The 12,542-nt window shown below is 57.6% G+C and carries 11 protein-coding genes; 1 reads left to right on the top strand and 10 read right to left on the bottom strand.

Annotated elements, in window-relative coordinates:
* Positions 1–29 precede the first annotated feature (29 nt).
* From FCS96_RS10800 to FCS96_RS10755, 10 genes are all read right to left on the bottom strand, one after another.
* Complete coding sequence (locus FCS96_RS10800; RefSeq protein ID WP_138440340.1) at positions 30–416, bottom strand: RidA family protein; 387 nt, start codon at positions 414–416, stop codon at positions 30–32.
* Between the two features lie 100 nt (positions 417–516).
* Positions 517–2,661 (bottom strand): RelA/SpoT family protein, encoded by a 2,145-nt coding sequence (locus FCS96_RS10795; protein ID WP_138440339.1) that lies wholly within the window; start codon positions 2,659–2,661, stop codon positions 517–519.
* A 168-nt stretch (positions 2,662–2,829) separates the two neighbouring features.
* Entirely contained in the window at positions 2,830–3,042 is a 213-nt protein-coding gene (rpoZ, locus tag FCS96_RS10790; RefSeq protein WP_041340923.1) for a DNA-directed RNA polymerase subunit omega, read from the bottom strand.
* Between the two features lie 89 nt (positions 3,043–3,131).
* On the bottom strand, positions 3,132–3,758 hold the full coding sequence (gene gmk / locus FCS96_RS10785) for a guanylate kinase (protein WP_138440338.1): 627 nt from the start codon (positions 3,756–3,758) through the stop codon (positions 3,132–3,134).
* A gap of 179 nt (positions 3,759–3,937) precedes the next feature.
* On the bottom strand, positions 3,938–5,965 hold the full coding sequence (gene tkt / locus FCS96_RS10780; protein WP_138440337.1) for a transketolase: 2,028 nt from the start codon (positions 5,963–5,965) through the stop codon (positions 3,938–3,940).
* Entirely contained in the window at positions 5,962–6,930 is a 969-nt protein-coding gene (gene tal / locus FCS96_RS10775; protein WP_138440336.1) for a transaldolase, read from the bottom strand. Before tal ends, tkt begins: the two co-directional genes overlap by 4 nt.
* A gap of 205 nt (positions 6,931–7,135) precedes the next feature.
* The gene (locus FCS96_RS10770) at positions 7,136–7,798 is read right to left on the bottom strand and encodes a nucleoside/nucleotide kinase family protein (protein WP_138440335.1); all 663 of its coding nucleotides are present in this window, start codon (positions 7,796–7,798) and stop codon (positions 7,136–7,138) included.
* 3 nt (positions 7,799–7,801) lie between these two features.
* A complete protein-coding gene (locus FCS96_RS10765) occupies positions 7,802–8,587 on the bottom strand; it encodes an ATP-binding cassette domain-containing protein (protein ID WP_212747073.1) in 786 nt (261 codons plus the stop codon).
* On the bottom strand, positions 8,587–9,660 hold the full coding sequence (locus tag FCS96_RS10760) for an ABC transporter permease (protein WP_138440334.1): 1,074 nt from the start codon (positions 9,658–9,660) through the stop codon (positions 8,587–8,589). The genes FCS96_RS10765 and FCS96_RS10760 overlap by 1 nt, the downstream gene beginning before the upstream one ends.
* Before the next feature lie 94 nt (positions 9,661–9,754).
* Positions 9,755–10,789, bottom strand: a complete 1,035-nt coding sequence (locus FCS96_RS10755; protein WP_212747072.1) for a sugar ABC transporter substrate-binding protein — start codon at positions 10,787–10,789, stop codon at positions 9,755–9,757.
* Between the two features lie 425 nt (positions 10,790–11,214).
* On the opposite strand from FCS96_RS10755, the gene FCS96_RS10750 reads away from it, so the two are divergent.
* On the top strand, positions 11,215–12,447 hold the full coding sequence (locus FCS96_RS10750) for an ROK family transcriptional regulator (RefSeq protein WP_228264085.1): 1,233 nt from the start codon (positions 11,215–11,217) through the stop codon (positions 12,445–12,447).
* The last annotated feature ends 95 nt before the right edge of the window (positions 12,448–12,542 follow it).

Below are 12,542 nucleotides of genomic sequence, written 5' to 3'. Positions count from 1 at the left end.
GATTCCGAGGGCCTAGCTGGCCCAGGGCTTCAGGTCAATACCATTACCGCTTCCATCTCGATCGGCACCCCTTTGGGCAACGCTGATACGCCAACGGCTGCGCGGGCCGGATACGGCTCTTCAAAGTAGGTCGCCATGATCTCGTTGACGGTGGCAAAGTTCTCAAGGTCGGTCATATAGATGTTGAGCTTGACGATGTCCTTCAGCTCGCCGCCGGCTGCCTCACAGACCGCTTTGAGATTCTCGAACACTTGCCGTGTCTTGGCGGCAAAATCCCCGGCAACCACTTCCATGGTTTCCGGCACCAGCGGAATCTGACCAGACAGGTAGACCGTGTCGCCGGCTTTCACTGCCTGCGAGTAGGTTCCAATCGCCTGCGGGGCGTTTTCAGTCTGGATAACGGATTTGTTGGTCATGGCTTGGGTATTCCTCTCTTCCAAAACACCAATCGTCACCTTTGGGCGCGGCTGCTGTCAACCAGACGTTATGGGAGATGCCTTGCCCCTTATTCGGGGATCAGTGACGAACTCGTCCTATGTGGGTCACGGCCCGGATGTTCTTCACCCGCCGCATGACCCGGGCCAGATGCCGGCGTCCGTTTACATGCAACACCAGGCTGACGATGCTGAACTTCGCGTTCTGCTCTTCCACGTTGATGCGCTCGACGTTGCCATCGGCCATTGCTATGGCGTTGGCGACCTCCGCGATCACACCACGCTGACGTTCCAGCTCAACCCGAAGCTCAACCGAGAACTCGTCGGCAATGTCCTTGGCCCATTTGAGGTGGGTCAGGCGGGCCCGGCCCTCATCGTCGTCCGGCAAGCGGGAGCAGGTATCAGAATGAATCATCATGCCCTTGCCGGAATCCATCATGCCCACCACCGGGTCGCCGGGAATGGGTTTGCAGCAACTGGCAAAGCGCACCAGCAGGCCTTCCGTGCCGCGAATCGTAACCGGGCTGTGCTCGCCGCTGCCGTGCACCTCCGCTGGCACACCGGCAATGGGGGACGACTCGGCACCGGTCACCAGTTGCCGCGCTACCAGGTAGGCCATGCGGTTACCCAGGCCGATATCGGCAATCAGGTCGTCCAGACTGTTGACCTGGTTGTGATTGACCACGGCCTGAACCTGTACATCGCTGATGTCCGCCAGCCGGGTACCGAAGCCTTTTAAAGACTTCTTCAGCAGGGTCTTACCCAGCTCCAGCGACTCCGCCCGCTTCTGGTGTTTGAGCACGTGGCGAATACTGCTGCGGGCCTTGCCGGTTACCACGAAGCTGAGCCAGGCTGGGTTCGGCCGGGCGCCCGGCGCGGTGATGACCTCCACCGTCTGCCCGCTCTGCAGTGGCTGGCTCAGGGAGCTCAGATTCCGGTTGATCCGGCACGCCACGGTGGCGTTACCAATATCGGTGTGGATGGAGTAGGCAAAGTCCACCGGCGTGGCGCCGCTGGGCAGTTCCATGATCTTGCCCTTGGGGGTAAAGACATAGATCTCGTCCGGGAACAGATCGACCTTCACGTGCTCGATAAACTCCAGGGAGTCATCGGCGCGCTCACGCATCTCCATCAGCCCTTTCACCCAGCGGTCCACCCGGGCCTGGTTGGCGTTGGAAACGCTGCTGGGTTCGCTCTTGTACATCCAGTGGGCGGCGATGCCGTTGTTGGCGATGTGTTCCATTTCCTCGGTACGGATCTGGATCTCGATATTCACGTGCATGCCAAACAACGTGGTGTGGATGGACTGGTAGCCGTTGGCCTTGGGCATAGCGATGTAGTCTTTAAAGCGGCCCGGCAGTGGCTTGTACAGGCTGTGCACCGCACCCAGGATGCGGTAGCAGTCATCCTCGGTGTCGGTAATGATCCGGAACGCATACACGTCCATGATTTCATGGAAGGATTTCTGCTTGAACTTCATCTTGTTGTAGATGCTGTTCAGGTGCTTCTCGCGCCCCAGGATGCGACCAGGCAAGCCACGCTCTTCCAGCTTTTCCTGCAGCTTGCCGCGAATCTCTTCAATGATCTCGCGATGGCTGCCCCTCAGCTTCTCGACGGCCTTGGAGATGTACTTGGAGCGCATCGGGTACAGCGAGGAAAAGCCCAGGTCTTCCAGCTCGGTGCAGATGGAATGCATACCGAGGCGATTGGCAATGGGGGCGTAGATATCCAGGGTTTCGGTGGCAATGCGCTGGCGTTTCTCATAGGGCATGGGGCCCAGCGTGCGCATGTTGTGCAGGCGGTCGGCAAGCTTCACCAAGATGACCCGAATGTCCCGCGCCATCGCCAGGGTCATCTTCTGGAAGTTTTCCGCCTGGGCTTCCGCCCGGGACCGGAATTCGATCTGGGTCAGCTTGCTGACACCGTCGACCAGCTCGGCCACGTCATCGCCAAACTGCTCGGCCAGGGCATCCTTGGGAATACCGGTGTCTTCGATAACATCGTGGAGCATGGCTGCCATCAGACTCTGATGGTCCAGCCTCAGGTCGGCCAGGATATGGGCAACCGCCAGTGGGTGGGTGATGTAGCGGTCACCGCTTTTGCGCATCTGCCCTTCGTGGGCCTGTTCGGCATAATAGTAGGCCCGTCGCACCTGATTGATGCGATTGGTATCCAGATAGGTACTGAGCTCTTTCGCTAGACCTTCAACCGTAGCCTCTGCCGACACCGCGCCTCCGTATACTTATGAAATTCAGGGACAAAAAAACCCGAATGCACGCATCCGGGTCCTTCCTGATCCTGCCAACAACGTCCGTTCTATAGCTACACTATAAAGCGCCGAGACAGATTTCAATGCTTCCGAGGCGCGGATACGTATTTGTACCCGTACCTGTGGTCACTCGTCGTCGTCTTCCTGCAACAACTCACGACCCACTTTACCTTCAGCAATCTCGCGCAGGGCGATAACTGTCGGCTTGTCGTTCTCTTCAGCCACCGCCGGTTCCGCACCTTTGGTTGCAAGCTGACGGGCACGCTTGGTAGCCAGCATCACCAGCTGGAAGCGGTTATCAACGTTTTCCAGACAATCTTCAACGGTAACTCGTGCCATAACTTCCCCGAAAATAAAATGACTGATTCAGCAGACCGCGTAGTTTACTGCGCCCGGCTCAATTTGTATACAGTGACAAGCACTACAACCTACTGCGACAACTGAGTCAGCAGCTCGCTGTGGCGATCCTGTTGCACCCCAATCCGCACCCGCTGACTGCGGACAATGGCCAGCAGATCGGCCAGAGCCACATCGAAGTCGTCATTCACCACCAGGAAATCGAATTCCAGGGCGTGCCTGCACTCTTCCCTGGCCTCGGAAAGGCGACGTTCCACCACTTCTGGTGCGTCGGTGCCACGCCCGGTCAGCCGCTCCCGGAGGGTTGCCGACGACGGTGGTACGATGAAAATGCTGACACACTCAGGCATCAGCCGGCGCACCTGTTCCGCGCCCTGCCAGTCAATCTCGAGGATAACGTCCAGCCCACGGGACAGGGTTTCACGAACCCAGATGTGAGAGGTGCCATAATAGTTGCCGAACACATCGGCGTGTTCCAGGAACTCACCTCGCGCAATCATCGCCTCAAATTCGTCGCGACTCACGAAATGATAGTTCACACCGTCCTGCTCGCCCTCGCGCATCGGCCGGGTGGTGTGGGAAATCGACACACCCAGCTTATCGTCGTTGCCCAGCATGGCTGCCACCAGACTGGTCTTGCCAGCACCGGACGGCGCAGAAATGACGTACAACGTACCTTGTTCAACTGTTGGGCTCATGAACAAACAACTCCAACCTGTATGTATTCGTAAGCCCCGCTGAATCGGCGAGATGGGAGCGGCGCCTGGAAAACGCAGAATTATACGGCATTCAAGCCAATTTCGGCGATGAGAAAAGAGGTTCCGAGTATGTCTCGTTCATTCGGAACGGCTGGACACTCCATTGCCCAGCCAGCCTTTCAACCCTTGTGCATGATGATACCGGCCGTCTCGACCACCCGCTCGACCGTAAAACCGAAATGTTGGAGCAACGCTTCGGCTGGCGCCGATTCGCCGAAGGTCTCAATGCCGATCACGGCGCCGTCGAGACCCACCCAGCGATACCAGCCGTCCGGTTGTGCCATCTCGATTGCAACCCGTGCCCGCACCGTCGGTGGCAACACGGTATCGCGATAGGTCGCGTCCTGCTTGGCGAAACGTTCGACGCAGGGCAACGAAACCACCCGCACAGCCACACCCGAGGCGCTTAGCCGGTCAGCGGCTTTCACGGCCAACGCCACCTCCGAGCCTGTGGCCAACAAAATCAGCTCGGGCATGCCTGTGCAATCCCGTAGCAAGTAGCCGCCGCGGCTAATGTCATTAACCTGCGCCTCGCTGCGTTCCTGGGCCGGGAGGTTCTGCCGCGACAGTATCAGGGCACTTGGCCCCGTGGCACGCTCAAGCGCGGCACACCAGGCGGCCGCCGTTTCGGTCTCGTCACAGGGGCGCCAGGTTTCCATATTCGGCGTCTGACGCAGGCTGGCTAGCTGCTCAACAGGCTGATGGGTCGGGCCGTCCTCGCCAAGGCCAATGGAGTCGTGGGTATAAACGAAGATATTGCGAACCCCCATCAGCGCCGCCATCCGCACGGCGTTGCGGGCGTATTCCATGAACATCAGGAAGGTACCGCCGTAGGGAACAAAACCGCCATGCAGCGCCAGTCCGTTCATGATGGCGCTCATGCCGAACTCGCGCACACCGTAATGAATGTAATTGCCACTCTCAACTTCTGCCGAAATGGCTCGCGAACCGGACCACTGTGTCAGGTTAGATGGTGCCAGGTCCGCCGAACCTCCGAGCAGTTCCGGCAATTCCGAGCCTATGGCTTCCAGCACCTGCTGCGAGCTCTTTCGACTTGCCAGGGTGCGGCTTTGCTGCTGGCAACGCTGCAACAGGTCCCGGCTCAATACCTTCCAATTCTGGGGCAGCTCGCCGGCCTGGCGGCGTTCGAGTTCAGCGGCCAACGCCGGATGCTCAGCGCGATAGGCCTGGAAACGCTCTCGCCATTCCAGCTCCAGAGCGGCCCCATCACCCCGGGCATCCCAGTATCCGCGAATATCGTCGGGCACATCGAAAGGTGCATGGGGCCAAGCGAGCGCGTCACGGGTCGCGGCGATCTCGTCGTCGCCCAATGGGGCACCGTGGCAGTCGTGCGAACCCGCCTTGTTCGGCGAACCGAAGCCGATAGTGGTTTTACAGCAGATCAAGCTCGGACGCTGCGTCTGGGCCTTCGCATCGCGGATAGCGCGATCGATGGCCGCAGCGTCGTGGCCATCGACCGACTCGACCACGTTCCAGCCATAGGCGCGGAAGCGCGCGGGGGTGTCGTCGCTGAACCAGCCCTCAACCTCTCCATCGATGGAGATGCCGTTGTCGTCGTAGAAGACAATCAGTTTACCGAGCCCCAGGGTACCGGCCAGCGAGCACACCTCGTGGGAGATTCCTTCCATCAGGCAACCATCGCCGACGAAAGCGTAGGTGTGGTGATTGATGATGTCGTAGCCCGAACGGTTGAACTGCGCCGCCAGTGTCCGTTCGGCCAACGCAAGGCCAACGGCATTGGCGAGTCCCTGCCCCAGTGGGCCGGTAGTCGTCTCGACGCCCGGGGCGTAACCGTATTCGGGATGACCGGGCGTCTTCGAATGCAGTTGGCGGAAGCGCCGGAGCTCGTCGAGCGGCAGGTCGTAGCCACTCAGGTGCAGCAGGCTGTAGAGCAGCATCGAGCCATGGCCGTTGGACAGCACGAAGCGATCGCGGTCGAGCCAGTCGGGATTGGCCGGGTTGTGGCGCAGATGGTCGCGCCAGAGCACTTCAGCGATATCGGCCATGCCCATCGGCGCGCCCGGGTGGCCGGAGTTGGCCTGTTGCACGGCATCCATACTTAGCGCGCGCACAGCGTTGGCCAGGGTACGGCGATTCAGAGTCTCACTGGACTCAGCCGCATTCATGCTACGCCCCCGGCCAGCCGTTCGCGCAACAGCGCCTCGAGCTTGAGCTGATCGGCCTCAAAGCCGCGTATGCCTTCGGCCAGTTTCTCGGTCGCCATGGCGTCCTCGTTGAGCTGCCAACGGAACTCGACTTCGGTAATCGGTGCCGGAGGATCGGCACGCTCACCATTGTCGGCCAGCACCGGTTCAACGGACCCTTCGCCATGGGCGAGTTCTTCCAGTAACGCCGGGCTGATGGTCAGGCGATCGCAACCGGCCAGCGCCAGGACTTCGCCACTGTTACGAAAGCTCGCACCCATGACCACGGTGGGATACTGGTGGCGACGGAAATAACGATAGATCTCCCGCACCTGCTGCACACCGGGCTCCTCCTCCGGCGTGTAGACGGTATCGGGGTTAGCCTTGCGGTACCAGTCCAGGATACGGCCCACGAACGGCGAGATCAGGAAGGCACCAGCCTCGGCGCAGGCACGGGCCTGGGTAAAGCTGAAGATCAGCGTCAGGTTGCACTCGATACCCTCCCGCTCCAGCACCTCGGCTGCGCGGATGCCCTCCCAGGTGGCGGCGAGTTTGATAAGAATGCGGTCTCGGCTGATGCCGGCCTCTTCGTAAAGTGCCACCAGTTGGCGGGCCTTGGCGATGCTGGCCTCCCGATCAAACGACAGGCGAGCATTCACCTCGGTCGAGATCCGACCGGGAACATGATTAAGTATCAGGCTGCCCATCGTCACGACCAGTCGGTCGCAAGCCTCGTCGACGGCTTCTTCCAAGCTACCGTTATGGCCGCGAGCGACGGCGACGATCTCGTTGAGCAGGGCGTCATACTGACCGGACTGAACTGCCTTGAGAATCAACGATGGATTGGTGGTGGCGTCCTCGGGCTTGAATCGCCGTATGGCCTCGAGGTCACCAGTATCGGCGACCACGGTGCTGTATTGCCTCAGTTGCTCTAATAAAGTAGACATAATGCCTCCTGGAAGGTCGGTGTTGAAAGAAGCTTTCCGGATCATTTTCCGCGCCAAGGTTGCCTGAGCCGGTTAGCAGGCATCCTTAAGGTCGGGCCACGATTAGGGAGGCAGCCCTACTCCCACCAACAACGAAAAGCCTCGAGATAAGGGATAACTCAGCGGTATCGCGGATTTCTAATAGATGTGGCACCGATACAATCCATCAGGGAACATTCTCGGTTTCATCTGTCTGCTGGGTCAGTAACAGATCGGCGGCGAGACTTTTTTCAAGGACGAGGCGTGCGTTCCTAAGGTCGTTCGCACGTGCCTTTTCCGCTGCCATCTCCGGTGAGAACCCATACCTCAACCAACGATGAATAAGCCGCTCTTCAAGAACCTCGACTGCCGGCGCCAGGAAAACAGTAGCGTCAAATAGCCCGGCAAGAGCATTCCATGGCGAATCGTCGAGAAGCAGATAGTTACCCTCGACCACGACGATCGGGGTTTCTGCGCTCAAAAGGCCCGCATCAACCTGACATCGATCAATCGTTCGATCAAACAACGGGTAATGGATATCGGTACCGCCGGTCCTGATGCGACGAACCAATCGAACCAGCCCAGCCGCATCGAAAGTCTCTGGAGCCCCCTTCCGTGACAATAGTCCTTGCTTGTCCAGATCCTGGTTGTCGAGATGAAAGCCATCCATCGGAATAAGCGCAGCCAGGGGCTCACTTCCAACTCTCGAATTCAGTTGCTTGACTACAGCTTCGGCGAGAGTTGACTTGCCCGAACCAGGAGGGCCCGCTATAGCAATCAAGGTTCGCTCACCGGAACGTGCCACTTTCGTGATCAGCGCCATGACAGCTTCAATATCAGAAATTCCCATCGTTTAGACTGCCTGTGCCAATTGGGGTGATTCCTTCGCGCCTGTCATGAAGGCGACCGCATCGTTCATGTTGTAATCCTCTGGCCGGATCACGCAAAGCCGCTTGCCAAGGCGATGAATGTGTATGCGATCAGCAACCTCGAAGACATGCGGCATGTTGTGACTAATAAGCACAATCGGGATGCCTCGGGACTTCACTTCGAGAATAAGCTCCAACACCCGGCGACTCTCCTTGACACCGAGAGCGGCCGTCGGCTCGTCCAGGATTATCACCTTGGAGCCGAAAGCAGCAGCCCTGGCAACGGCTACCCCCTGGCGTTGGCCGCCAGAAAGCGTCTCAACTGCTTGCCGAATATTCTGGATTGTCATGAGCCCCAGCTCACTGAGCTTCTCGCGGGCGAACTTCTCCATGCCCGGTCGATCCAGTTGCCGAAACAGCTTGCCCCTAATGCCGGGCTTCAACAGCTCGCGGCCCATAAACATGTTGTCTGCTATCGACAGCGCGGGCGACATCGCAAGCTGCTGATAGACCGTTTCGATTCCATGCTCTCGTGCATCAAGCGGTGAAGAAAAATTGATCCTTTCACCTTCCAGGTAAATCTCACCCTCCTCAGGAATCACGGCACCGGAGATCGCTTTAATCAGGGAGGACTTGCCCGCGCCGTTGTCGCCGATTACTGCCAGGACCTCACCCGGGTAAAGTTCGAAATCGCAATGATCCAGGGCGGTTACGCGGCCGTACCGCTTTACAAGATTTTTCGCTGCTAATATAGGGGTTGGCATTTGCATTAGACTGACACCTTTCTGATCCACTGATCCACGGCAACCGCGCCGATGATAAGTACGCCAATGAGGAGATAGGTCCACTGCGCATCGGCTCCGAGAAGCCGCAAACCGAGTGTGAAGACCCCGACGATGAGCGCGCCAAACAGGGCACCGAGAATTGAGCCGCGACCGCCGAAGAGCGAGATTCCCCCGATCACTACCGCAGTGATGGATTCGATGTTGGCAAGCTGTCCCGCTGTCGGCGAGACGGAGCCGATTCGGCCGATCATCGCCCAACCCGCGAAAGCGCAGATGAGACCGGAAAGCATGTAGACTGAAATGAGCACCCGGTCGGTCTTGACGCCCGAGAGCTTCGCCGCCTCCTTATCATCACCCACTGCATAAACGTGCCGCCCCCAGGCTGTATGACGCAACGCATAGGTAAGCACCAGCACGAGCGCTATCATGAAAACGACACCCACAGTAAAGACTGCACCGCCTAGGCTGAATTTCGTACCAAAGAACTGTAGGAGAGGCGCATGGGCCTCGATGTCCTGAGCGCGTATGGATTCGTTGGCAGAGTAAAGAAAGTTCGTGGCAAGGACGATCTGCCACATTCCAAGGGTGACGATAAAGGGCGGCAACTTGACCCTTGAGACCAACACGCCATTAATAAAACCACATAGCGTGCCGCATAGAAGGCCACAAAGGATACTGATGGGGACGGGTATCCCATAGCGAAAGGTGAACTGGCCCATCACGACTGAGGACAGCACCATGATCGCGCCCACCGAGAGATCAATCCCCGCTGTCAGAATAACAAGACTCTGGGCCGCGGCGATAATTCCCACGATCTGAACCTGCTGCAGGATCAAGGTCAGGGCGAAAGGGGAAAGGAATTTGGAACCCAGCAATACGCCGAAGACGACTATTGAGAGCCCAAGCACAATCAAAGGTACGATCGATGGGTTCACATGTAACGCGTGCTGCAGCCTGTGGGCGAAACTGGAACGGCGATGCTGGAAAACAGCAACAGCCTGGTTAGCATTGGCAAGGACAGATTCGTAATCTTGTCCTTTCAGATCAGTTTTGGACATGGGGCCCTCTCTGAAGCAAAGACTTATTCAACCTTGAGCGATCCGAGTGGCTGCCGGCACGGCTTATTAAGCCCGTGCCGAACCAGACAGATGATCAACCCCAACAGAGATCAGCGCCCTCGGCGACCGAGATCGACGGGGTATCTTCGACAGCTTCATCCGTAACCAGAGAAGCTCCGGTATCGAAGAAGCTCTTGCCCGGGGTCCGCTCGGGCTTAACACCATCGTCGGCCCATGCCTTGATTGCTTCGATTCCGAGCGAAGCCATAAGCAACGGATATTGCTGCGCGGTAGCACCAAGCGAGCCGTCCCTAATATTCGCGACACCAGAGCAACTACCGTCAACCGACACGATCAACACATCATCCTCGCGCCCGAATGCTTTCAGGGCTTGATACGCCCCTGCTGCGGCCGGCTCGTTGATGGTATAAACCACATTGATCATTGGATCTTGGACGAGAAGGTTTTCCATCCCCTTACGTCCACCTTGTTCGTTCCCGGCCGAGACATCTTGGCCAACGATGCGTGGATCGGTCTCGTCACCCCACTTGTTCGGATCGCCAATATCAATTCCAAAGCCCTGCAGAAAGCCCTGATTCCGCAGTACACCGACCGAAGGCTGACTGACATTGACGTTCAGCAGGCCGATGCGTGCGTCCTCCGCGCCGTCGCCGAGTTTGCCTGCTGCCCAGGCGCCAATCAGCTCACCTGCACGGAAATTGTCGGTGGCAAAGGTGGCGTCGGCTGCCTCAGGCGGATCAAGTGGCGTGTCAAGCGCGATAACAAGAAGGCCTGCGTCACGGGCTTGCTGGGCAGCAGAGACAATGGAGGAGGTATCCGAGGCCGTAAGCAGAATACCCTTGGCGCCGTCGGCAATGCAGGTCTCAATGGCCTGAACCTGTGTCTCATGATCGCCGTCGACCTTCCCTGCGAAGGCCTTAAGTTCAATGTCTAATTCTTCAGCCTTGGCAGTGGCACCCTCCCGCATTTTGACGAAGAAAGGGTTGGTATCGGTCTTGGTGATCAGGCAGGCGCTTGTTTTATGGCCATCTGCCATGGCGGTGTTTGTGAGCGTAGCGCTCAACAATACGGTAGCGGTGACAAGTGCGGCAGTGTTGAATGTAGGCATTATTATTTTCCTTTCAACTTGCAGGTTTGAACAAATTTTTAGTTACTTCCTTTTGAAGTAACTATATGAACGATTGGTGAGTGCACCAAGGTTCAACTCCCCCCTGGGTGGAACAACAACCATCAGGGTGCCGGTCGAACCTCTGACCAGGTTTTTTGGCTTCAGCTTCACGACCTCTCAACCATAAATGTGAGTCAACTTGGTGTCAATAACAACTTTCAAATGAATTAAGTATTGGCTGTACCAGCCGCTCTTGTTACCATTATTTATAACCATTCTTTCGGAAACAAAACCAGGCAGAAGCTTGCGGAGCCGGAAGTATGCCGACCAGCGGAACGTTCTGAACGTTGTCCGCAGACTCTCGCACTAAAAAAGGTGACAATCGGCATCGGTTCACGACATTTTAAGAATCCAGAGTGAAAAAGATGAACAGAGATGAAAAAGAACCCCTTCGTGCTCACCCTCTTAAAGGGTCCAATCTGCTGACAGTAAGAGGGGTGAACGAACGCTTGGTCCTGCACCTTGTGCGCGATCACGGCAAGCTTACAAAAGCCGAAGCCACAAGAATAACGGGACTTTCGCCAAACGCAGTATCGGTCATCTTCCGCGCTCTGGAATCAGAGGGACTCCTTCTCAGGTGCGATCCCATTCGTGGACGTATTGGGCAGCCTTCGGTACCCATGATGCTAACCCCGGATGCTCGACATTATGTGGGACTCAAGATTGGTCGGCATACGTTTGACCTGGTCGTCGTCAACTTCGTTGGAGAAGTGCTCGCTCGGCACACTGAGGCTCATGCGTATCCAACGCCCGCCGCCACGCTTCGTTTCGTGAAAACCGCACTCCCTTCACTTCTGAAGTCGGCGCGGAAGTCGCAGAACGACATTGTCGGCCTGAACGTGGCAACGCCATTCGAATTGTGGAGCTGGACTGCCGAAATTGGAGCTCCCAAGAACGAAATGGATAAATGGCGGGACTTTGACCTAGAGGGAGAATTAAAAAACCTTGTTCCGTGGCCAATCACCGTCGAAAACGACGGCACCGCTGCTTGCCGAGCCGAACTGATTTTCGCCCCCCCTATTGATGCTCAGGACCTGGTCTATTTTTTCGTGGGTACCTTCATCGGTGGAGGCGTCGTCTTGAATGGCAGCGTCTTTCCAGGACGACGCGGAAGTTCTGGAGGTTTCGGCCCGCTGCGTGTGCCAGACGAACCCGGCGGTGACCGCTTGGTCGACCACGCCTCTCTTGTTGTCCTCGAACGCATGATTGCCGAACGTGGCGGTGATCCATTACAGCAGATCTACTCCGAAGACAGCGACTGGGGAGCAATAGAGCCGCTGGTACAGATCTGGATGACCCGGGCAGCACGGAGTCTGGCCCACGCAATCATCTCTACCCTGGCTGTCATCGACTTCGAGACCGTCATAATCGATGGTGCCTTTCCGCCCAACATCCGAACCCGTCTTGTTCGCGAGGTGGAGAACCAGCTTGACCAACTGGACATGCAGGGGATCGTTCGACCCAACATCAAACCAGGCCACTTTGGTGGCATCGCGCGGGCGCTCGGAGCCGCCGCTCATCAGATATCGACGGAATACATGATCGACCAGAACACACTTCTTCGCCAGAACCGGCCGGCCTCCAAAGCCATGCTTTAGCATGGCGATCGAAAATGCGCCCTGGCCTGCAGACTTGAAACGCTCAGGAAATAGTCTTGCGGGAAATAGTCTTGCGAGAGGGGGTCGGGACTCTC

The sequence above is a fragment of the Marinobacter alexandrii genome, from assembly GCF_005871205.1.
In the GTDB taxonomy this organism is placed as follows: domain Bacteria; phylum Pseudomonadota; class Gammaproteobacteria; order Pseudomonadales; family Oleiphilaceae; genus Marinobacter; species Marinobacter alexandrii.
This window is presented reverse-complemented; position numbering and strand designations above follow the sequence as displayed.